Source organism: Desulfonatronum parangueonense, from assembly GCF_054656975.1.
This window is the reverse complement of the sequence record NZ_BAAHXH010000003.1, coordinates 2,832,290-2,854,505: the sequence shown is the minus strand read 5'-3', so window position 1 is coordinate 2,854,505 and position 22,216 is coordinate 2,832,290. Positions and strand designations below refer to the sequence as shown.

Annotated in this window: 15 protein-coding genes; 9 read left to right on the top strand and 6 right to left on the bottom strand. The window is 56.8% G+C overall.

What is annotated here, in order from left to right:
* The first annotated feature begins 9 nt into the window (after positions 1-9).
* Positions 10-1,656: a chaperonin GroEL gene (gene groL, locus ACYQ15_RS13040; RefSeq protein WP_459937945.1), complete on the top strand. Its 1,647-nt coding sequence runs from the start codon at positions 10-12 to the stop codon at positions 1,654-1,656.
* A gap of 319 nt (positions 1,657-1,975) precedes the next feature.
* Complete coding sequence (locus ACYQ15_RS13035) at positions 1,976-3,013, top strand: GGDEF domain-containing protein (RefSeq protein WP_459937944.1); 1,038 nt, start codon at positions 1,976-1,978, stop codon at positions 3,011-3,013.
* On the opposite strand, the gene hflX is transcribed toward ACYQ15_RS13035, so the two are convergent.
* The 6 genes from hflX to ACYQ15_RS13005 all read right to left on the bottom strand — a co-directional run bounded on the left by hflX (position 3,014) and on the right by ACYQ15_RS13005 (position 13,138).
* Positions 3,014-4,522: a GTPase HflX gene (hflX, locus tag ACYQ15_RS13030; protein ID WP_459937943.1), complete on the bottom strand. Its 1,509-nt coding sequence runs from the start codon at positions 4,520-4,522 to the stop codon at positions 3,014-3,016.
* A gap of 313 nt (positions 4,523-4,835) precedes the next feature.
* Positions 4,836-5,447 carry an IMP cyclohydrolase gene (locus ACYQ15_RS13025; RefSeq protein WP_459937942.1) on the bottom strand — a complete coding sequence of 204 codons (612 nt, stop codon included), beginning with the start codon at positions 5,445-5,447 and terminating at the stop codon, positions 4,836-4,838.
* Positions 5,448-5,710: 263 nt separating this feature from the next.
* Positions 5,711-7,054, bottom strand: a complete 1,344-nt coding sequence (locus ACYQ15_RS13020) for a glycosyltransferase (protein WP_459937941.1) — start codon at positions 7,052-7,054, stop codon at positions 5,711-5,713.
* Positions 7,054-9,591: a glycosyltransferase family 2 protein gene (locus tag ACYQ15_RS13015; protein ID WP_459937940.1), complete on the bottom strand. Its 2,538-nt coding sequence runs from the start codon at positions 9,589-9,591 to the stop codon at positions 7,054-7,056. The genes ACYQ15_RS13020 and ACYQ15_RS13015 overlap by 1 nt, the downstream gene beginning before the upstream one ends.
* A gap of 145 nt (positions 9,592-9,736) precedes the next feature.
* Positions 9,737-12,127 (bottom strand): glycosyltransferase, encoded by a 2,391-nt coding sequence (locus ACYQ15_RS13010; RefSeq protein WP_459937939.1) that lies wholly within the window; start codon positions 12,125-12,127, stop codon positions 9,737-9,739.
* 90 nt (positions 12,128-12,217) lie between these two features.
* Positions 12,218-13,138, bottom strand: a complete 921-nt coding sequence (locus ACYQ15_RS13005) for a DUF4214 domain-containing protein (protein WP_459937938.1) — start codon at positions 13,136-13,138, stop codon at positions 12,218-12,220.
* A 921-nt stretch (positions 13,139-14,059) separates the two neighbouring features.
* Between ACYQ15_RS13005 and ACYQ15_RS13000 the strand changes: the two genes are divergently transcribed.
* The 7 genes from ACYQ15_RS13000 (at position 14,060) to ACYQ15_RS12970 (ending at position 22,187) form a co-directional block, all read left to right on the top strand.
* Complete coding sequence (locus ACYQ15_RS13000; RefSeq protein WP_459937937.1) at positions 14,060-14,812, top strand: SapC family protein; 753 nt, start codon at positions 14,060-14,062, stop codon at positions 14,810-14,812.
* The gene (locus ACYQ15_RS12995) at positions 14,809-16,596 is read left to right on the top strand and encodes a type I secretion system permease/ATPase (RefSeq protein ID WP_459937936.1); all 1,788 of its coding nucleotides are present in this window, start codon (positions 14,809-14,811) and stop codon (positions 16,594-16,596) included. Before ACYQ15_RS13000 ends, ACYQ15_RS12995 begins: the two co-directional genes overlap by 4 nt.
* A 76-nt stretch (positions 16,597-16,672) precedes the next feature.
* A complete protein-coding gene (locus ACYQ15_RS12990) occupies positions 16,673-18,307 on the top strand; it encodes a type I secretion system permease/ATPase (RefSeq protein ID WP_459937935.1) in 1,635 nt (544 codons plus the stop codon).
* Positions 18,308-18,582: 275 nt separating this feature from the next.
* Entirely contained in the window at positions 18,583-19,905 is a 1,323-nt protein-coding gene (locus ACYQ15_RS12985; protein WP_459937934.1) for an HlyD family type I secretion periplasmic adaptor subunit, read from the top strand.
* 898 nt (positions 19,906-20,803) lie between these two features.
* Complete coding sequence (locus ACYQ15_RS12980; RefSeq protein WP_459937933.1) at positions 20,804-21,265, top strand: GxxExxY protein; 462 nt, start codon at positions 20,804-20,806, stop codon at positions 21,263-21,265.
* A 406-nt stretch (positions 21,266-21,671) separates the two neighbouring features.
* Positions 21,672-21,899, top strand: a complete 228-nt coding sequence (locus ACYQ15_RS12975; RefSeq protein WP_459937932.1) for a ribbon-helix-helix protein, CopG family — start codon at positions 21,672-21,674, stop codon at positions 21,897-21,899.
* On the top strand, positions 21,900-22,187 hold the full coding sequence (locus ACYQ15_RS12970; RefSeq protein ID WP_459937931.1) for a type II toxin-antitoxin system RelE family toxin: 288 nt from the start codon (positions 21,900-21,902) through the stop codon (positions 22,185-22,187).
* The last annotated feature ends 29 nt before the right edge of the window (positions 22,188-22,216 follow it).

The following is a 22,216-nucleotide window of genomic DNA, read 5'->3' as shown; positions in this document are numbered from 1 at the left end:
AGAAAGATTATGGCTTCTAAAGAGATATTGTTTGACACCAAGGCACGTGAAAAACTGAAGAAGGGTGTTGACACCCTGGCAAACGCAGTCAAGGTGACTCTCGGCCCCAAGGGTCGCAACGTGGTCATCGAGAAATCCTTCGGCTCGCCGATCATCACCAAGGACGGCGTTACCGTGGCCAAGGAAATCGAACTTGCGGACAAGTTCGAGAACATGGGCGCACAGATGGTCAAGGAAGTGGCCAGCAAGACCAGTGATGTCGCCGGGGACGGAACCACTACGGCTACCATTCTGGCTCAGGCCATTTTCACCGACGGTGTAAAGCTTGTCACCGCCGGCCGCAATCCCATGGCCATCAAGCGCGGCATCGACAAGGCCGTTGAGGCCGTCACCGCTGACCTGGTCAACCAGACCAAGCCCACCCGTGACCAAAAGGAAATCGCCCAGGTCGGCACCATTTCCGCGAACAACGACCCGACCATCGGCAACATCATTGCCGAAGCCATGAACAAGGTCGGCAAGGAAGGCGTGATCACCGTTGAGGAGGCCAAAGGCCTGGAAACAACCCTGGACGTAGTCGAGGGCATGCAGTTTGATCGCGGATACCTCTCCCCCTATTTTGTGACCGACCCGGAAAAGATGCTCTGCGAATTGGACGAGCCCCTGATCCTGATCTGCGAGAAGAAGATCTCCAGCATGAAAGACATGCTGCCCGTTCTGGAACAGGTCGCCAAAATGTCCAAGCCGCTGCTGATCATCTCTGAAGATGTGGAAGGCGAAGCCTTGGCTACCCTGGTCGTGAACAAGCTGCGCGGCACGTTGCAGGTTTCCGCCGTCAAGGCCCCTGGCTTTGGCGAGCGTCGCAAGGCCATGCTGCAGGACATCGCTATTCTGACCGGCGGTCAGATGGTTTCCGAAGACCTGGGCATCAAGCTGGAAAACATCTCCCTGAACGATCTGGGCAAGGCCAAGCGGATCGTTATCAACAAGGAAAATACGACCATCATCGACGGCGCCGGCGATCCCGAGCAGATCAAGGCCCGTGTGAAGCAGATCCGCAGCGAGATTGACGAAACCACTTCCGATTACGATCGCGAGAAGCTGCAGGAGCGTCTGGCCAAGATCGTCGGCGGAGTGGCGGTGATCAACGTCGGCGCCGCAACGGAAACCGAGATGAAGGAAAAGAAGGCCCGCGTTGAGGATGCGCTCAATGCAACCCGCGCTGCCGTGGAAGAAGGCATCGTGCCCGGCGGTGGAGTGGCCTTTGTGCGTTCCGTGAAGAGCCTGGAAGGCATCAAGACCGTTGACGACGACGAAGCTGCCGGCGTGACGCTGGTTCGCCGGGCCATTGAAGAGCCCCTGCGGATGATCTCGGCCAATGCCGGTTTCGAAGGCTCCATCGTTGTGGAAAAGGTCAAGGACGGCAAGGACGGATATGGCTTCAACGCCGCCACCGGCGTCTATGAAGATCTGATTTCCGCCGGCGTCATTGATCCGAAGAAGGTTACTCGTATTGCCCTCCAGAATGCCGCTTCCGTGGCCGGCCTGCTGCTGACCACCGAGTGCGCCGTGGCTGAAAAGCCCGAGCCGAAGAAAGATATGCCCATGCCCGGCGGTGGTATGGGTGGAATGGGCGGAATGGGCGGAATGTACTAATCCACTCAGATTGTTGCGCTCCAAAGGCCGGACATTGTCCGGCCTTTTTTTTGTCGTGCAACGAATCGCCTGTGGGCGTCATTGCAAATTCGCGGTTCGCGATGTCTTCGGTTCTGCTTTCTGGGTGCGCTGATGATTATAATCTTGCACAGATTGTCATTTATGGGTAACTCGGGTGAGGGCGCAGCTGGATACCTTGTGTTGACTCCATGCGGCCATGATTCGTTGAATGGGCCTGCAAGGAGCATGCACGAAAGGAACCAGCCCCTGTGACACAGTGAATCATGATCAAACGTACATAACCAACGGGGTGTGCGCGATGAAACGGTGCTTTGAAGATCTTTGCGCGACCATGGACAAGTTGGGTGTTCCCCGGGAGTCCAAGTGGCGGGGATTGATTTTATACATGCGCAGCATCCGGGATTACGAGTTTCTGACCACCGAACAACGTGAGCGGACACAGGACCTGGTCATGCAGGTCCTGCGCAGGAAGGACTTTTCGGATGCGGCGTTTCAAAAGTTGTTGCGGGACAACGAAGCAATCATCAATGATCGATGGCGGCACAAGCTGACGGAGACCCTCCAGGATACAGCCCGGTTGATGAAACAGTTTCAGACCTTGTTGCAGCGCAGAAAAAATGATGTCCAGGATCTTGAAGTCCTGACCCTGGAAACCATTCAAAGTGATCAACCGATGGAGAAGATGGTCAACGAGATTCAGAACGGATTCCATAAGATTGAAGGCATGTTGCAGAGTGATCTGGAATCCATTGTGACCATGAGCATGACCGATGAGCTGACGAAACTGTATAATCGAAGAGCCCTGGACTCCTTTATGCACCGCGCGCTTAAAAAGTCGGTATCCTGTCAGACGCCCTTGGCCATGGTTTTTCTGGATATCGACAACTTCAAGCAGTTCAATGACAAATACGGGCATCTGGTTGGAGATCAGGCTCTTATAACCGTCGCGGGCCTGCTCAAGGCATGTGTTGACGACCAGGAAAAGGGAGTCGGCTGCACCATTTTTCCCGCGCGCTTCGGCGGTGAGGAGTTTGCGGTGGTCATGCCTGGGGCTTCAGGTTTGGAGGCCGTGAGTTTTGCCGAAAAGGTCCGTAACCGGATTAAAGATTACAACTTCCTGATCCGCAACGGCAGTGGTGAAGTGGTTTACTCGGGAGTGAAAATAACCATCAGCGCCGGCGTGGCTGAATTGCACGCCGACTGCGGACAAAGCCCCAGCAGTGGCACGTTGATGGAGGCCGCGGACCGGGCATTGTATCAGGCAAAGAAAAATGGCAGGAACCAGGTAGTGTTGTACCAGGGCGATGGAGTCTCAGAAACGCATACGGATCATTGATCAGGCAAGGGAGGCAGGAAGGGCGGCCATGATACGCTGGACAAGATTTTCCAGCCCCTCTCCGGTTTGAACGGATATTCCGATCCCTTCCGGAAAGATCTGCCCAAGCCGTACCCGGTCCTCGACAGACAGGAGATCGAGCTTGTTCAGCAGCAACAAGGTTGGGACTTCCTGAAGGTTCATTTCTTCCAGTATGTTCCGGACATCCTGGACCTGACGTTCCAGTTCAGGGTGGGCGGCATCCGCAACATGTAAAAACAAATCGGCCTCGTCCAATTCTTCCAAAGTCGCCCGAAAGGCTTCCTTGAGTTCCGGAGGCAGACGACGGATGAAACCCACGGTGTCCGTGATGATCACTTCCCGTTGCTGCGGAAACCTTACCCGGCGACTGGTGGGATCCAGCGTGGCAAACAGCTTGTTTTCCGCGAGTACCTCACTGGCCGTGAGAACGTTCAGCAAGCTGGATTTGCCCGTGTTGGTGTATCCGACCATGGCCACGATGGGCAGCCCCACCTTTTGGCGACGGACCCTGGTGGCTGCACGCTGTCGGCGCAATTCTTCCAGATCCTGTTTTATTCTCGCTATGCGCTGGCGAATTTTCCGACGATCCAATTCCAGCTTCGTCTCCCCCGGACCACGACCCCCGATACCGCCTGCCAAACGGCTCATGGCCCTGTCCTGACGCACCAGGCGGGGCATGGTATAGCGCAACTGGGCCATCTCTACCTGCAATTTTCCGGCTCTTGTCTTCGCGTGCTGGGCAAAAATGTCCAGGATCAACTGGGTCCGATCCAGTACCTTGCGTTCACTGAGCTGGGTCAGATTGCGAATCTGGGTTGGGCTCAAATCCTGATCAAAGAGCAGAATCCCGGCATTCGTCCGCAAAGCCAGGACCTCAAGTTCGGAAAGCTTTCCCTTGCCCAGAATGTGCTTGGGATTTTGACGCTGAACCCGCTGAATCATTTTGCCGGCAACGGTGATTCCCGAAGTTTTTGCCAAATCTGAAAGTTCATCAAGGTTGATCTCCTGTTCGGCGCGCGGAAGCGTGTCCACACTGACCAACAGGGCCCTGTCGTCGGTGGGCGTCGGCCCTTGGGCGGCTATGGTCCGGCCAAGCTCTTCCTCGATGGCTTCGGTTTGTTCCAGGAAATTGACATGGACCTGATCCCACGTTGTTGGCGGAAAAACCCGGTACGGGCTTTGTTCCGCACCGCCAGGAAGGAGATGTGCCCAGGAGAAAAGGCTGGGCTGCCCCCAGGAATCAAGGCACAAGGCTGAAATGGAATCCAGGCGCAGGAAGATCAGGTCCATCAGGTCTTCTTCATTCAGAGGATCCTGATTGAGGTGGGTGTGAAACAGGCGCAGTCCGCGCAAGCGTCCCGGCCCATGACGGCCGGGCGGGAGTTCAGGTATGACGATTCCGTGGGCATCGCCGACGACGACGATCTGCGGTTTGCCCTGTCGATCAATAAGCAGACCGATCTGCCGTCCCATGTCGACGCTGAGCATGCACAGTTCCCGAGCCTGCTCAGGGGTGTATCCCTCAGCGGAAGGATAACGCCGCTGGTACAAACGATTCAGCGCTTTGAGCTGGCTGGGCTTCAGGCCTGTTGTGTTGCCTTGGATCTGGCTGGCTATGTCGGGACCTCGGTCGGGTGAAGTTAATTGGTATAACGTCTCTAACGAAGCAGGGTAATTTATGGCTCAGTTCTTCAGCTGGCTTGAGAACATCCTGCCCTCTAGAATTTTCTGTTCAGTACCCTATGCGACAAAATAATTCCCAATCAGGAAAAAGCAATACGATATCCGGATCTTCCTTGAATCAATACGGAGAGGCTTCACCAACCTTGGCAAGATGTTGCGCGATCATGGCATCATAACTCGAAGTCAAGCGGAAGGTCCTCGCCGCGGTCTCCTGGCGCAGGGCGAGGCTGACATGATAATGCTGAGAAGCCAGTTCATCCATTACGCGTGGATAGAATTCAGGATCAGGAACCACCAGGACGCTGTGGAAATTCTTCGCGGCAGCCCGGAGCATGGTCGGCCCGCCGATGTCGATCTGTTCGACACAAGCACGGATATCCAGATTTTGCTCAAGGGCGCTTGCGAAGTCGTACAGATTGACGCAGATCAGGTCCAGGGGCAACAAATTACTTTCCGTAAGGGTCTTCATGTGTGCGGGATTACCCTTGTCCGCCAGCAAAGGCCCATGAATATGCGGATGCAGAGTTTTGACCCGGCCATCAAGGATTTCCGGAAACCCCGTGAGCTCGCTTACCGCCCGAACAGGCAGGCCCGCCTCCAGCAACACCTTCCTCGTCCCGCCCGTGGAAACAAGCTGCACTCCTCCTTGGTGCAAAAAAGTCGCGAAATCTTCCAAGCCGGATTTATTTGTAACGCTGAGCAGCGCCTGTCTGATGGGTAATAATTGCATGTGGTCTCTCTTTTTTATGAGAAAATTAAGCTTGCAGGCTGGGCAGTATCATCAAATTGCCGATGCGAAGCGGATAGTATGGCCATGTCCAAGGCTAGTCCGGCGGCGGACAAATGATGCATCCGTGGCTCACGACGGCCAAAGAAAATCTTCGTGTCCTTGCCGAACAGATCCGCATCTAGCGGGTGATGTGCGAATTCACACGGGGCTGGTGGCAGTGGCCAGGATGAAAAGCATGATCTTAGTTTTGTTGACGAACTCGGTTACGCTCGCAATCTTGGTTTCACTCTTCTGACGGAGGGATTCCGTTTTGCTTTGCCGCCGAGCAGTTTGGGGCCGCTTGCCATCGGCAGCTCCTGTTTCTCTTCCAAGACCGAGTCTTCAAGGCGAGGTTCCGATTCCCGTCCAACAATAATTTCTTTCTGCTGTTGCAACGTCTGCATCAAGTCGAGTTCGGACAGGGAGTTGGGGTTATGGTTCGGACGTTGTTCCAGAACGTGTAGAACAACATCGCTGAGTTCGCCGACCTGATGAAAATCGCAAAGGGAAAGATTGGATAATCCTTCGAACTCCATGACCGGGGCTGTTCGGGAAGCCACGATGGGAACTCCCAAGGCGGCCGCCTCCAGAAAGGACCAAGAAAGGACAAAGGGAGATGTCAGGTAGACGTGGCAGGTGCTGATTTGAAGAGCGGCGAGGTAGGCCTTGTGGTTCTGAAACCCCAGAAAATGGATGGTCTCCAGATTCAGTTGGCCTTTAAGTTCCTCCAGGAGGCTCTGCCGCCATGTAAGTCCTTGCGGGTTCGGTCGTCCATAACCACTGGTAGAATCGCCAGCATCGCGCCCCATGATCAGCACTTGAACGTTTGGATTGGCTTTTTGGATGGCCGGTAGGGCGCGCATGAACTTGTGAAAGCCGCGCACCGGCTCCAGATATCTGGCTGCAAAGGTGAGTATGGTTTTGCTTGCATCCAACTCGATCCCCTTGCCAAGTTTGAGTTTTTGCTGGGGGTTGGGCTTAAGTACAGCCATGTTCAGGCCGTCGTGGACGACCTGAATCTTCTCCGCGGCCCACCTTGGGAATCGGCTTTTCTGCCACTTCGTTGGGGAAATCACGGCATCGGCATCGTTTAAAGCGTGCAGCCAGACGGTGTTTTTAAGCTTGAGTCGTTGCCGGTCTTCAAAGCCCAGCGCTTCGAATTCCGGATCAAAATCCACTTCCTGTCCAGCCAGGTTGTAGTACCACTCACCATAGACAACCAGACGGGCCGAGGGCCAGATGGTCTTGACGAAAAGGCATTCACCCCACCCAGGGTGCGCGTAAATTACATCCGGCGTGAACCCCTTGCTCCGGAGATCTTCGCAGATCCTGGCCACTCCCTCCGCGCGCAGCATCTTCGCATCCTGTTCCTGCATCAGGTAGGGCAAGCCCTGCATGGGCTTGCGGCTCAGCTTGTAGGGAAGAATCTTGACACCGGGTATTTGCGGGGCAGGATGCAGGGTCAGGGCCACTACCTGATGGCCGTCCTTGGCCAGCACCGGGGCCAGGTATCCGAACTGTCCCGGAAAGCTCTGGTGAATGAACAGAATGTTTTTCTTGGCGGGCATTAGCGAACGCTCCTTTTTCCAGGCGGCAGGGCCAACCCGTTAAAAACGCCGATGTAAGTGCTCAGGCTGAGGTTGGGGTTGTAAAACGGATCGTTGAGCAGCCTTGCTCCCCATTGTTCCCTGAGCCGATACATTTCGCGCTTGGCCTGGGCTTGTTTGGCAGGGGTGTCATCCTTGCCGCGGCTGGCTGATTCGTGGTGAAAAAAACAGGCATCCGGGGTCCAAAGGACCCTTTTGCCTTCCTGAGACAATTTCAAGCAGTAGTCCACGTCGTTGAACGTGACAGGAAAGTTGATCTGATCCATGCCCCCGATGCGCAGGTAGTCTTCACGACGAGTCAGCATGCAAGCCGCGGTCACCGCGCTCCATTGACCGACAAGCTGGTTTCGGTACAAATAGCCCGGCTCGTCGCTAAGCCAGTCGTTTCCCACATGGGCCGCCAGCTGGTGGATTCCGGTGACGACGCCGCCGTGCTGCACCAGATTGTTGGGCCAGATCAGCTTGGCCCCAACGACCCCGACGGAATCGGCAAGCAGCAGGCCGAGCATTTCTTCCAGCCACTCCGGGGTCAACAGTTCCAGATCATTGTTCAAAAAGCAGCAGATTTCCCCTACGGCCCGATTCACGGCCAGGTTGTTCATGGCGGCGTAGTTGAAGGGGTGGGGATAGGGAAGGATCGTAACGCCCATGGCCCGAAGTTCCGTGAAATACTCGGCGGTTTCCGTTTCCCGGGAGTCATTGTCCACGATGATAATTTCATATGGCTTGTACGTGGTCAGTTCCAGGATGCTGGAGACGCACGGCTGCAGCAGGTCCACTCGATCCCGGGTGGGGATGATCAGGCTGACCAGCGGGGAAGAGCGGAACTGCCTGCGAACCTTGATTACCCTGGGACAAGCCGGATCCGTTTCGGCTATAAGGTCGGGTTCAAAGCGATTGAAGCATTCCTGGAGCTCGTCGCGTCGGACCCGAACCCTGTCCGCTTCCTGCTTCTCTGGAATCGTCGGACCGTGATAGAGCGGAATCGGGAGGTGCTTGATATCCTCGTCCTCGGCCGCGGTCAGGAGCAGATGCAGCCGGAAGCGCTGATATGCCTGCTCGAATTGCATCCCGGCTTCTTGAGCATCTGCCACCACAATGGACGACGCCAAAGCTCGGAATTCCGGGGAAATCCGGGAGAGCAGCCGCGTATCGAGAAGCAACGGTCCGTCGAGGTAGTCATGGCCATAATATAAAAATTTATCCCAGGCCGGCTTGCATCTGGGCAACGGCCGACCACCCGGCCCGAGCAGGACGCCGTCGCAGTAGAGCACGCCTGCTTTGCCGGATTCAGCTCCGAAAACCAGATTGGCGAGGGCGAACTTCTCCAGGACCGTCCCCGCTTCCACCAAGAGCAGATAGTCGAACTCCAGGAGTTGCCCAAAGATGGTTTCCGGCGTACCGGAAGAGATCTGAAGCAGTTTTTTATCCTTGCGATCCCCATGCCCGGGGCTCCAGATCCGCAGTTGATCATATTTTTGGCTTAGCAGTCCGCGCAGGGACTGTTCCTGGCCTTCTCCGGGCAAGAGTACCGCGCAGACAGTTTTCTTCACGTTCAATCTTGGCATCTCCGGCGGATATACCTTGAGCCAGAGGTCGTACATGTCCAAACCAGCGGACTTCGGAAACCAGTTTTCGTAACGGGTGAGCATTGCCCCCAGTAGTTTGAGCTGCTCAGGTTTGGGACGGGAAAGGTTTTCCAGCCAGGTCGACGCGCCCTGGGCCAGGGAGTGGATCTTGACCGGGCTGCCTGGGAGATGCCTCCCCTGGTTGTCCAGAACATCCACAAGGTGCGGCTTTCCGTCCATCAGCCCCAAGGGCAACGTCAGGGCAAACCCGTGCCCGTCGCCTTCCAGGGGGGAAGCCCGCCGCTGGTCCGCTCGGGCGCGCCCCACTTCCTCGCCATTCAAGACACAACGGACGTCCAGGGTCGCCTTGTCGTCTTCCGGATCACGCAGCCAGCCGGTCACCCGCAGCCCGCCGTCGGAAAAGGCTTGGCCCATGACTTTTTTCTGGTCTTCGAGCCGGTCCAACTGAAGCGGTTGTCCAATGGGTTCCCCGGTATTGGCAACGTGCAGGCTGAGGGTCGAGTCAGAACTTAGCACGCTGTCCGGCAACCGCAGCCAGAAGCCGTAGCATCCGTCGCCGAGGCCTCGCGCCTTGGCCTGATCATGAAACTGATCGGCGCGGCATACGGTCAGCGGCGTGTTGTCCACCCGCACCTCGATCCATAATTGCTGATCCAGGGCGCATTTACGACAGACCCAGCCCGTAAGATAGGGCCCTGCAAGACTGTCTATTTCCCCCAACAGTTCATCTTCCTCTTGTGCTGTGGGAAGTACCTCGGAAGCATTGAGAAGATGCGGCTCCTCCGGCAGCACGTCGCTCCAGTGCATCATATGGATCGTCTCGTTGTTGTTTTCAAAAATACTCTCGGAAATTTCCTCGGAGATTTCCTCGGAAACTCCGAGATGATGCGATAGCGAGTCGGGAACCATGAGAGAATCTGAGTGTGCTGAAATAGTGGACTCTTCAGCACTAGCATTAGGGAGCGACGGCTTGCGTCGGGGATGAAAAAAACGAAGCAGTGAGCGCATGCGTTGAATTGTCGTACTTGACGGTTACACCCTGCAAAGGATTTTTTTAAGGCGTGTCATAGGTATAAAAGGTCATGCCCCGCTCTTCAGCCCAAGCTCGCCACTGCGGGTATGAAGCCGGGTCGTCGTCCAGGGACAGCATGTTCCTCATTCCGGCGTTGTGCCAGATTGCGTCGGGGTCATCAAGCGCCAGCGGCGCAGGATGGACACCAGCTGGGAGATGGGCCGGGACCCAGGCCATTAACCCTGCCGCCCATAGGGAAATCTCTTTGGGCTGCAATATCCTGGCCACCACGCCGAGCTTTGACCAGCCTGTCGGGGAATGCAGACCGCAGACCAGCAGCGAAGGGGTTTCCGTTGCATCCAGGGCACCGATATTCAGCCGCGGCGGATCATCCAGCATGGCCTTCGAATCGATCCGAACGCGACAGGCCTGTTGCAGCCAGCGGCCCAGCCCCGCATGGGAGCAGGAAATCTCGCAGAATACGGACAGGACACGTGCATCCGGCGGTTCCCGTCTTTTCCAGGTCTTTAGCAGCCCACCCGGCAAACGGGTCAGCGCAAGGTGTGTCTCACCATGCACACCATGCAGCATTTCGGCCACGGCCAAGGTTCCGCGTCCGGGCCCAAGGGCATAGATTCGGTCAGGATCCAGTCGACAGAGCATGTCCCGTAACAGCCCCGACTCTTCCGGAAGGCTTAAATGGATATCAGCATGGGGCAGATTGGTGTTCTTGATTTTCAGCGTCAGCCGAATCAGCTTCCCTCTGGGTTCGGCAACGAGAAGCGTCCAGGGGCGGCCGCTGGCTGAAAAATCCCGTTCCTGGGACCAGAGCCGCGGCTGGCCGAGATGGGCCTTGTCCACAATCCAGAGCGGACCATCCAGCTTTTGCAGCACATGCCGGCTGATCCGCTCCCGATAGGGGCGCAGGGGATCACGACGCAAGAAATTCAGGTAGTCTGAACGATAATCCGGGTACCTTCCGTAAAGCACTTTGTTGTTCTGCAAGGCCAGTCGGCGCTTGTCAGCACCGAAGGATCGCCCTCCAAGGTGCCCCACGAACACATCCGGCGCACAACAGTTTCGAAACCCCTTGACCGCTCCCCGAAGGCACAATTCGACTTCCTCGCCGTACCCGCGGTGGAGTTGCGTGCTGTCCATTCCGCCGACCTCACGCAACAGTTTGCCGCGGATATACATGCAGAAACCGACCCCCACGGGCAAATCCGGAGTTTGGGACTGGGTTGCTGTGTTGACGGATGCGCAAGCCTGGTCCAGCAACCGAACCTGATCCAGGGTATCGATGCTGCCCGGCGATTGGGGGTGGGGATAGGAGACAAGCTCACCATAGTTAGTCATCGGCGTCACCGTGCCAACATCGTCCACCGAATATGCACGATTGCGCAGCCTGTCCAGCCAGTCAGAGCAGACCATGGCATCGGCATTGAGCAAGACCACGTCGCGGCCCTGGGCATGCCGCAAGGCCTGGTTGACCGAGTTGACAAACCCCATGTTCCAGGAATTCACGATCAGCTTGATCTTTCCTGCCTGGGCCCATCCGGTTAAATAATCCAGCAATGCAGGATCCGGCCCCGCATCCCAGACCACCAGGATTTCAAAACAAGTCGCGCATACAGCCTTGGAATCCTCCAGCGCCTCCAGGCATTCCCTGGTCGCGGCCAGGTCGTCGTAGACTGGAACAATGACCGTGACCTCCGGCTGTGAGGCTGATTGGCGCCGCGCCTTCTTGCTTGCTCCCTTCTTGCCGTTCTGGTCCAGAACCTGGGCGTAGTGTTTGGACACCTCGGTAACGGGTTCCCCATATAAGGGGCTGCCGGGAAGATGGTTCCCGGTGGGGTCAAGGAGGTGAATGGTCAGTGGGGCGGAAAGGCGCAGCGGAATATGAACGCGCCAGATGCTTTTGTCTTTCTGATGAGCCACCGGGGTCAGGCGTAGTTCCACCGAATCAGTGCCCCAGGTTCGCAGTAGCGGATACTGTCCGTTGGGCAGCAGCACCCACCCCGTCACCTTGCCTCCGGCAACCCCCAGTCCGCCCACCAACTCCAGTCCCATCTCCCGGGCCAGGGTCAGAACCCCAGGAGATGGTGGCCGAGTATAGGTTTTTTCAACGCCCTTCAGCCACGAAACCGCCTGCTCATCCTTTCCCGCCGCCAAGGCCGTCCTGACAGCCTTGGGCAACCACGTGTCATCCAGTGGATCGCGCTCAATGGCCGCATCAAAATAGGCCACTGCCTCAGAAAAGGAACCCTGCTCGGCCAAAACATGTCCACATAGGGCATGCCCTTGGGCAAGGTCAGGAAAAGATCGCGTCACCATCAAGGCCGCAGCCAGGGCGCTTTCATGGTTGCCGGCCTGGATCAGGGATAAAACGCGAGTGATCTGTGCGTTGATGTCGTTAAGGGGAGTGGGAAGCATGATTATCTGTTATCAGTAATCAAACAAAAACAGGGGCCGAAAGCCGACCCCTGTTTTGTGTGCTGCTGATAATGGTGAGTTACAGGGAACCTATTCGTCCATATCGTACAGCGGAATGATGTACTTGGTGCCGTCCAGACCCATAGTCTGGTTGGCTTCTTCGGAGTACGCGAAGGCGTAGGTCACGTGGATCTGGGCGTTGTCTTCATCGCCCTTCCAGGTGCCGATGAAGGCTTCAGGATTGGCCATCACATCGAGCCAGTAGGCCATGCCTTCCGGATCCGCATCTCGCCCGGTCATGCCGAGATACAGGTTTGTCAGGAATTCCTCGTCGTCCAGACCAGCGTACTTCTCGTTGAATTCATCGGAATTCATGAAGGCGTGGGTCACGTCCCACATGTCTACGGAGTCATCCTGCAGGGTGTCAAACCAGTATTCCAGGCCTTCCATATCCGGATCCCGGTCAAAAAGAATCTTGTACATCCGGGCCACGATGGCCTGATCTTCATCCTGAGCCACGACGTGGAAGGTGTCCTCGAACATGATCACTTCAACGCCGGTCAAGGTGAAGCTGGAACCGGTAACAATGACGTTGCCGTCGGCGTCAACTTCGAACTCTACGTTCTGACCGGACTTCGTGATGAACACTCCGTCGAATCCGTCCCCGGTGTTGACGGTGGCTTCCACGCCCGGAGCAACAGTAACGACGTCACGACCAGAGCCGGTTTCCACGGTAGCTTGACCATTTCCAGTCAGAATCAATGTTTGGTCGTCGTTGGACTGGGCAATGATGGCTCGGGGCTGTTCGCCTGCTTCAAAGGTCACGCCCTGTGCGCTGCCTTGGAAAATAACCACGGGGGAACCGGGGTCTTGGGTCAACCCAACTCCTTCGGGCACAATCACGATATCGGCGCCTGTCGGCATGGGACCGTCAACTTCAACCGTAGCAATGTTTACCGATTCCTTGTCTGCGAACTTGGCCGCGATCTGCTGCTTGGTCCCCTCACTCATATTTGAATCTTGGATATTTTGGACAACCTCTTCTCTTGGTGCATCATACTGCGCCATAAAAATCCTCCTTAGGAAAATCAAGTAGGGTTAGTGAAATCGCCTGATCAGACATAATGGCATTATTGGTGCGGACACTAGGACCCATTTAGCCATCAAAAAATAATTGATGTCACGTATCGCTTAAGTATAGGCTTGTCAACAGAAAAACAATTTGACATCTGCTGCACTTGAAGCAATTGATGTCAAGAAAATGACAGCGTTGTTAATCCCAGGAGAGTTGAAACCATTGTTCCAGGCTCGCGTACGCTGATACACGAGCGAAAGGCTTGTAATTGTCGCCCATGATGACCTTTGAGAGCTTCCTGCGGACATCGAAAAAGTATAAGGTCCGCGTCCTTCCATAGCGTGGCGGACGGTGCTTTTTCAATATTTCCTTGCCTGGATCCAGATGGCTAAGATGGGTATCATGCAGAATTGAGACGATTGATGATAGGGTGTGTTCCCGCGCTCAGCTTGAAAAATATCAATATTTTTTGAGTTCCATTAAAACAGCGTGGATCTTTTTCCTGGCGCCATAATAGTATTCGATGGTCTTGAACAAAATGTGAAAGGTCTGTAGGGAACAAGGCGCTTAGGCGGCTTTGCGCTAGATCCCTACCGTGCGAGCTCTCCGTTTGTAGTTTTCAACATGACGACATGATCAAAAGCCGCGATTTCCCTGGTTCATCCGACGATATTGACGGTGTATGCTTTGTTTGTCGCCATATCGAATAGCTCGTCAGACGCATGTCGAGAAAGTGCTCGCACCTGGCCAGTGCGGTTTTATAACCATAGAGATGATGTGCTGAATCATTACGTCCGTCTGCCTGATTCTCCATTAGTATTTTCGAAAGCAAAACTTCCCAAACAAGGTCTGATTGCATGTACAAAAATCTCACCGCCCTCGATCCCTCCCAACACGACACGCTCCGCTTTGATCCCAACGCCGGATACGCTTTTGCCGAAGACATCCCCGTCTGTCTCCTGGCCCCGTTCGAGGCCGCGGAGGCGGCCAAGGAGTATCCGGTGGTCTTCAGCAGCAAGCTGCCTTGCCTGCCTCAGGTGCTGCTCTCCGCTGGCCAAGGCCGACACCCGTACATCTCACCTTCCGGAAAATGGCTCGGCCGCTACATTCCGGCGATGCTCCGCACCTATCCGTTCATCCTCGGGGCCCTCGACGAGGCTGACAATTCCGAGGATTTCGTCCTCATGGCTGATCTTGACGCGCCCCATTTTCGCACCAGTCAAGGCGTCCCCCTCTTCGATGCCCACGGTGCGCCCGGTGAACAGCTTCAGGCCAAAATTCAGCTGCTGCGGAAATTTCTGAAGGGTCTGCAGCTGATCAAGGCCTTCCTGGCGCCGCTGCGGGAGGGCAGTTTCTTCTCCGACGATCCCGTTCTGGTTCGGGACAAGCATGACCAGGGGCTGGAACTGAAGGGCTTTGCCACGGTCAGGCCTCAGGCCTTGGCAAGCCTGGACCCACGGATTCTATCGGCCATGGCCCAGAACGGCCTGCTGGGCCTGTTCTATGCCCACCAGCACTCCATGACCAATTTCGGTCCCATCCTCTTGGCTTCCGGGGGGATCATCTCCGCCGCGCCGGCATCGGACCTGGATCTGCCCCGCCTGGCATGACCACCTCCCTTTCACCGCCGCTCAGTGTTCCAGCGCCGAACTCCGCCCAGTCGCGCGCTACGAAGCCCACCACCTCGCCAGCTCCCTCGGGCGCCATGTCGTCCTCCATGGACCAAGTCCGCGAGGTTTCCCGGCGAGTCGTTCGATACACCATTCTCTTCAGCCTGCTGACCAGCATCCTGGGACTGGCCGGGCTGGCCTGCATGTTGGCCTATCTTCGGTTCGTGATTCCCAGTCAGGACGTGGGCAACATTCCGGCCGTGGCCAGCGCCGGCCTGGGCGCCCTGGCCGCCCTGGCCGTGTTCGAGATCCTCCGCTCCCGGATCATGATCCGTCACGGGCTGTTTATTCACCGCACCCTGGCCGACGACGTGCTGTCCGGGATGCTCGAAGACGCGGCCCGGCAGGGTAAACGCGGATTTTCCAGCGCCATGGCCGACCTGGGCAAGCTGCGCGGCTTTGTCAGCTCCCCTCAGGTCTTCACTTTTTTTGATTGCCTCGTGGCCCCTTTCTTTCTCCTGGCGGTATTCTTCATCAGCCCGATCATGGGCTTCGTTGTCCTTTTCGCCATGGCGGCCATCGGAGCCATCACCCTGGGCATCCGTCGACGGATTTCCGGAACATCCAATAGGATCAGTGGGGCCAATCAGAAAAACGACGCCTATCTCAAGGAAGCCCTGCGATGCCGGCAGGCTGTCACGGCCATGGGCATGGACGCGGCCGTGGAGGAGCGCTGGCGTACGGCACGGGAGGGTTCCATCCGCGCCCAGACTCATGCCGACGACGGCATAGCCGGCTGGACGGCCCTGGCGAAATTCATCTCTGTATCCACCCCGGTGCTGGTGGTGGCCATTGCGGCCTGGCTGATCATCAACGACAAAATGGACGTCTTTGCGCTTATCGTGGTCAAGGTGCTGTCCCTGCGGGCCATCATGCCGGTGCATGGCGTGGCCAACAACTGGGGAAGTCTCCAGAAGGCTCTCGAAGCTTACGCATCTTTGAAAGAACTGCTGACCCAGGCCTCCGACCACTCTCCGGTCATGGCCTTGCCACCTCCCAGTGGTGAGCTGCGGGCCGACCAGATCACCTATACGATCCAGGGGCAAACCCTTGTACGTACCGTCAGCCTGGACTTGGCCCCAGGTGAATTCCTGGGTGTTATCGGGCCCATGGCCGCCGGAAAAACCACCCTGGCCCGCCTGCTCACAGGAGTCCTTCGTCCGGTCATGGGCAAAATTTCCCTGGACCAGGCCGACATGTACCACTGGGATCAGACCAGGCTGGGCCGACATATTGGCTACCTGCCCCAGGAAGTGGACCTGTTCCCCGGCACCTTGGCCGAGAACATTGCCCGCCTGGACCCGCCGGATTCCGAGGAATTGGGCCGGGTCTTGGCCCTGGCCCGCCTGGATGACCTGATCAAAAGGCTGCCCCAGGGTTTGGACACCGTAATCCGCAAAAACAGCGCCGACCTGCCCGGCAGCCTGCGTCAAAAGATTGGCCTGGGCCGGGCCCTCTACGGCCGACCTTGCCTGGTGGTTCTGGACGAGCCCGACGCCAACCTGGACCAGACCGGGACTCAGGATCTCCTGGCCACCCTGGACGATCTCAAATCCGCCAGCACCACCATCGTCATGATCACCCACAAACCAGAACTCCTGGCCCAGGCTGACAAAGTGCTGGTCATGAACGACGGCCGCGCCGTCCACTACGGACCGAAAAAACAGGTCCTGGCCAAACTCCAAGCCGCAACCGGGCAGGGCCCGGTCAGGGTGAAGTTGTAATGCGTGATGCGTGAAGCGTGAACCGTGATGCGACAAAACCCATTACCCATTACCCATAACCCATAACGAACCCCCCATGCTCCGCTTCATCCCCAAATCCCTCCTGCCCATGTACGGGGTGGTCTTCCTGTTCAGCATGGTCATCAGCGTGCTCAGCCTGTTCAGCATGTGGCACTTTCTGTTGGTCATCGACCGGGTCATTCCTGGCCGCAACGAGGCGACGCTCATGGTCATCACCGTGCTGGTCCTGGCGGCTCTGGGCATGATGAGCGTGATGGAGGCCGTGCGTACCCGGCTGCTGACCCGGATCAGCAACCGCCTGGAGGGTCTGATGGCCGGGCCGACGGTGCGGGCCATGCTGGCTCGGGGCCAGGATACGGACTATGATCAGGGTGCGGCGGACCTGCAGAAGATAAAAACCTTTCTCGGCGGGACGGGCATCATCGCCTTTTTCGATCTGCCCTGGCTGCCCTTGTTCCTGGGCGTGATCTATCTTCTGCATCCCTTGCTGGGCCTTGTGGCCACCATCGGAGCCGGGGTGCTGCTGCTGCTTCTTGTGGTCAATCAATTGCTCACCGGGCGGGCCGTAGCCGAGCATGCCCGGTCCACGTCCCGCGCCGACGCGTTGCTGGAAACGGCCGGTCGGCATGTCCACGCCGTGTACGCCATGGGTATGCTGCCCGCGGTGGTGGCCCGTTGGAAACAGGCCGGCGCCCAGGATCTGGCCCTGGAAACCCGGGCCCATCAGCGGGTCGGAGTCGCGGCGGCCATGAACAAATCCGTGGGCATGTCCCTGCGGGTGGTGATCTTGAGTTTTGGGGCTATGCTGGTCATAGCCAACGAAATCACCTTCGGAATGATGATTGTGGCCAGTATGCTCATGGGCCGTGCGCTATCTCCGCTGACGGAGATGCTTGGAGGCTGGAAGCGCTTTCAGGACGCCCGCCTGGCCTCGAGGAGGCTGTGCGCGGCCCTGAATCACGCCGATTCGCCCGTCCCATCGGAGACCTGCGGTCTCGACCTGACACGCCCGGAAAACATGTTGGTGGGGCAAACACCTTCGACCTCCAAAAAGAACGGCCTGGTTGTCCGCAACCTGTGCGTGGACTTTGCCGACGCAGTGGTTCATGACCGCCTTTCATTTTTCGCGCCGCCGGGAACCATCGTCTCCGTGGTCGGTCCCGGTGGTTCCGGCAAAACCACTCTGTTGCGTGTCATTGGCGGTGTGCTGGCCCCCCGGTCCGGCACCGTGACCCTGGACGGCATTGACCTGCTGACTCTGAACGATGGAACTCTACGATCCGCGGCCCTTGGTTATCTGCCCCAGGACGTGGAATTGCAGGCCGTGACCGTGGCCGAGAACATCGGGCGGCTGCGCACCGACGATTCCGAGGCTGTGATCAAGGCGGCCCGGGTGGCCGGAGCCCATGAGATGATCATGCGCCTGCCCAAGGGCTACGACACCCCTATCCAGCCCAAGGCCGCGAATCTTTCCGCCGGGCAGCGCCAACGGATCGCTTTGGCTCGGGCACTTTACGGAAACCCGCGGCTGCTTCTTTTGGACGAGCCCGACGCCAACCTGGACCAGGACGGCCGCGACCATCTGGCCCAAGCTTTGGCCAAACTGAAGGAACAAGGTTCCATCATCCTCATCGTCTCCCACCAATCCTGGATCACCTCCCTCCGCGATCAGGAATTGGCGCTGACGTGAGTGACGGGTAACCCATAACCCATACATAACATACCCATTACGCATAAACCCATTACCCATTACCCATTACCCATTACGCATTACGCATTACGCATTACGCATTACACATTACGCATTACGCATTACGCATTACACATTACGCATTACGCATTACGCATTACCCATTACGCATTACGCATTACGCATTACGCATTACACATTACACATTACGCATTACGCATTACACATTACACATTACGCATTACGCAATACACATAACCCAAAACCCACAAATAATGTCCACCCCCACTCCAAATACGAAATTAAAAGACGACCCACGTCCCCTCATCACCATCGGCCTGCTGTTTGTCGTGATCACCTTTGGCGGGCTGGGGGCTTGGGCCGCGTTGACCAAGGTCAGCGCGGCGGTCATTGCCCAGGGCGTGGTGGTGGTGGATACCCATCGCCGAACGGTGCAGCACCTGGAGGGCGGCATTGTCAGCGAGATTCTGGTCCGTGAGGGCCAGCACGTGACCAGAGGCCAGGTGCTGCTGCGCTTGCAGGCCGAGGAGGTCTTTTCATCTTACGATCTGCTTGCGGGTCAGCGGGAACACCTGCAAGTCATCAAGGCCAGACTGGAGGCGGAACGCGATCGGCTCACCGTTATTCTGTGGCCGGCGGTCCTGCGCGTTGATGGGATCGATCCCAAGACCCGCGAGGTGATGAACGTTCAGGAAAAGGTCTTCCGAGCCAGACTCACCGCCCTGGACGACCAGCTCACCCTTCACCAGAGCCAGATCGACCAGCTCCAGGTGCAAATCCAGAGCCTCCAGGAGCAATCCGTGGCCAACGACAGGATTATCGCCTCCCTGAGTCAGGAACTGGCCCTGATCGAAGAGCTGGTGGAGGGTAAATATCTGGACTTGTCCCGGCTGCTGGAGAAGCAGCGTACTCTCGACACCCACCTTTCGCGAAAAAGCCAATATGTTGGGGATATTGCCCAGGCCCGGGAGCGGATCGAGGAGCTGCGCCTGCGCTCCCGGGAGGCCGTCCACCGTTACGTGCAGGAGGCGGTCAACGAACTCAGTCAGGTGGAGCGGGAATTGTTCGAGCTGGAGGAGCGCCAAAGGCCGTCCGCGGATCAGGCCCGCAGACTGGAGATCATGGCCCCGGAAGACGGCATCGTCGTGGATCTGCGCGTAAACACCGCCGGCGGGGTCATCGGCCCGAGGGAACCGTTGATGGATATCGTTCCCGGCGATTTCCCCCTGATTGTCGAGGCCGGCGTGGCCGTGGACCGGATCAGCCAGGTCCACACCGGCATACCCGCCGAGCTGGTTCTCAGCGCCTTCAAGCAGCGCCTGACTCCCAGGGCCCAAGGCCTGGTCAGCTACGTCTCCCCAGACCGTCTCACCGGCCCCCCCCCCCGAGACTACCCGCATTACCTGATCCATATCGAGATCGACCAGGAATCCGTGCGTCAGGCCATTGGGGACCAGCGCTTACTCACCCCGGGCATGCCAGTGGAAGTGTTTATCAAAACCCGGGCCAGAAGCATCCTGGAATACATGATCGAACCCTTCACCGACGTGCTGCGCCGGGCTATGACTGAGGAATAGGCTTCATCATGCCTAAGGAAACACAATCAGACTCTTTTCCGGCCGACTGGAACGAAAACGAATATCTGGCCAGGAACCAGGACGTCGCCCAGGCAATAGCAGTTGGGAGATGTCGTTCCGGCTATCATCATTATTTAAATTTTGGCCGCTTCGAAGACAGACCTGCTGCATGGATGCCCGAGCCGGATGCCCGCCCGACACGGGACTGCACGGACCCCTGGCGGTATCTTGAAGTTGATGTGAGCGGCAACCTTCGGCCCTGCTGCATCCATCCACCTGTTGCGTCGCTAAACACAGAAGGCGATCTGGGTAATTCAAGCTATTCACGCAATCAGCCACCCATCAGGCAGCTACGGACCAGCCTTTTAACAGGCGAACTGCCTTCGCACTGCCGGACCTGCCATATCCGTCCCATGACCTCGACCTCGCAGCTTCGCCATCGAGTGGTCAATTTGCTACCTCAAAACGCTGAGTTAGCAGATCCGGGCCCTCTGCTGGATCTGCGACTGGATTTGACCACGAAATGCAATTTACGTTGCGTCTATTGCGCAGCAAGCCAGCCGGGGTATCAAGGGGAACACATGTCGCGACACGTTTTTGACCGGGCCCTCTCCCTGATTCGGGATGCCTCAAGTCCCGCAGCGGGCCTCGAGACGCAGAGGGCGCAGAGAGAGAAGAAATATTTTGGCCGTAGGCCGGTTCCCCCTCCGCGTTCTCCGTGCCTCTAGCGAGTCCACGAGCGAGCGAGAGAAAAAAATGAATGTCTCTCGCCCGGCCCGCAGCGGGCCTCGAGACGCAGAGGGCGCAGAGAGAGAAGAAATATTTTGGCCGTAGGCCGGTTCCCCCTCCGCGCTCTCCGTACCTCTAGCGAGTCCGCGAGCGGGCGAGAGAAAAAGTAATGGCAAATATGCAGCTCACTTCGCAGATAATAAATGCAGCCATAGCCGTCCACCAAGAACTCGGACCAGGGCTGCTGGAAAATGTCTATCTCAAATGTTTATCCATGGAACTCAAAGACAGAGGCCTTACCACATTGTCGGAAGTGGATCTGCCTGTCGTCTACAAAGGCCAATACATACAGGGTTTTGGGTATCGCTTGGATTTGTTGGTAGAGGATGAGGTCATCGTAGAACTGAAATCTGTACAACATGTTGAACCTATACATAAAAAACAGTTGCTGAGTTATCTACGTTTATCCCGAAAAGAGGTCGGCCTATTGATCAATTTCAACGAAGTCCTCCTCAAAAACGGCATAACCAGAATTATTAACAGTACAAAAGACGACGGAACCACTCACTCGGCCCGCAGCGGGCCTCGAGACGCAGAGGGCACAGAGAGAGAAGAAATAATATGGCCGTAGGCCGGGAACTTTTTGTAAAGCAGATCTTTCTCCTGCTTTGCAAGTTATTCTCCCCCTCCGCGCCCTCCGTGCCTCTAGCGAGTCCGCGAGCGAGCGAGAGCCGAAGAAAAAGAAAATCTCTCGCCCGGCCCCAGCGGGCCTAGAGACGCAGAGGGCACAGAGAGAGAAAAAATTATGGCTGTAGGCCGGGAACCTTTTTGAAAGCAGATCTTTCTCCTGCTTTCCAAAATCCTCCCTCTCCGCGTCCTCCGTGCCTCTAGCGAGTCCGCGAGCGGGCGAGAGATAATGAAAAAAGAACACCTCTCGATCTACCCGGAGCGGACCTCGAGTCGCAGAGGGTCGAACGGAGAGCGCTTGTCCTGGTGTATCGAAAGCGATACACTCTGAGGCTTGTAAGGAGGACGACATGCCGACAAAAAATCCTAGGGTGAATGTGGTTCTGGATGTCCAGCTTTATGAAGCGGTCAGTGAACTTTCTCAAGGGTATGGTGTTTCCATGTCTATGGTCATGCGCGATCTTGTCAGGGAAGCCGTTGAAATTCGGGAAGATGTCGCATTGGCTCAAATAGCCGAACAAAGAGATCTTTCCTTTGAACAGGACAATGCATTATCCCACGAAGAGGTTTGGGATTAAATGCCGTATCGGTTGCTCTACCACCGTGACGTCAAAACAAAGGATCTGCCGAGGATTGATGCGCGTGTTCAGCAACGGATCAGGATTGCCATTGAGTCACGAGTACAGATAGCGCCGGATGTGTACGGGCTTCCGCTACGCAAAACGTTGAAAGGCTACTGGAAAATTCGGATTGGTGATTACCGTGTGGTTTACAAAGTGGATGGCTATTCGATCCTGATTTACTGCATCTGTCACCGCAGAGATGTTTATCAGGTGGCAACCGCAAGAGAAAAAGCAAAAGAATAGCTCTCGCCCGGCCCGCAGCGGGCCTCGAG

Bases quoted from the DNA above. Each gene is read 5' to 3' on its own strand.
- groL (WP_459937945.1), top strand. From the start codon at position 10: ATGGCTTCTAAAGAGATATTGTTTGACACCAAGGCACGTGAAAAACTG.
- ACYQ15_RS13035 (WP_459937944.1), top strand. From the start codon at position 1,976: ATGAAACGGTGCTTTGAAGATCTTTGCGCGACCATGGACAAGTTGGGT.
- hflX (WP_459937943.1), bottom strand. From the start codon at position 4,522: ATGCTCAGCGTCGACATGGGACGGCAGATCGGTCTGCTTATTGATCGA.
- ACYQ15_RS13025 (WP_459937942.1), bottom strand. From the start codon at position 5,447: ATGCAATTATTACCCATCAGACAGGCGCTGCTCAGCGTTACAAATAAA.
- ACYQ15_RS13020 (WP_459937941.1), bottom strand. From the start codon at position 7,054: ATGCCCGCCAAGAAAAACATTCTGTTCATTCACCAGAGCTTTCCGGGA.
- ACYQ15_RS13015 (WP_459937940.1), bottom strand. From the start codon at position 9,591: ATGGTTCCCGACTCGCTATCGCATCATCTCGGAGTTTCCGAGGAAATC.
- ACYQ15_RS13010 (WP_459937939.1), bottom strand. From the start codon at position 12,127: ATGCTTCCCACTCCCCTTAACGACATCAACGCACAGATCACTCGCGTT.
- ACYQ15_RS13005 (WP_459937938.1), bottom strand. From the start codon at position 13,138: ATGAGTGAGGGGACCAAGCAGCAGATCGCGGCCAAGTTCGCAGACAAG.
- ACYQ15_RS13000 (WP_459937937.1), top strand. From the start codon at position 14,060: ATGTACAAAAATCTCACCGCCCTCGATCCCTCCCAACACGACACGCTC.
- ACYQ15_RS12995 (WP_459937936.1), top strand. From the start codon at position 14,809: ATGACCACCTCCCTTTCACCGCCGCTCAGTGTTCCAGCGCCGAACTCC.
- ACYQ15_RS12990 (WP_459937935.1), top strand. From the start codon at position 16,673: ATGCTCCGCTTCATCCCCAAATCCCTCCTGCCCATGTACGGGGTGGTC.
- ACYQ15_RS12985 (WP_459937934.1), top strand. From the start codon at position 18,583: ATGTCCACCCCCACTCCAAATACGAAATTAAAAGACGACCCACGTCCC.
- ACYQ15_RS12980 (WP_459937933.1), top strand. From the start codon at position 20,804: ATGGCAAATATGCAGCTCACTTCGCAGATAATAAATGCAGCCATAGCC.
- ACYQ15_RS12975 (WP_459937932.1), top strand. From the start codon at position 21,672: ATGCCGACAAAAAATCCTAGGGTGAATGTGGTTCTGGATGTCCAGCTT.
- ACYQ15_RS12970 (WP_459937931.1), top strand. From the start codon at position 21,900: ATGCCGTATCGGTTGCTCTACCACCGTGACGTCAAAACAAAGGATCTG.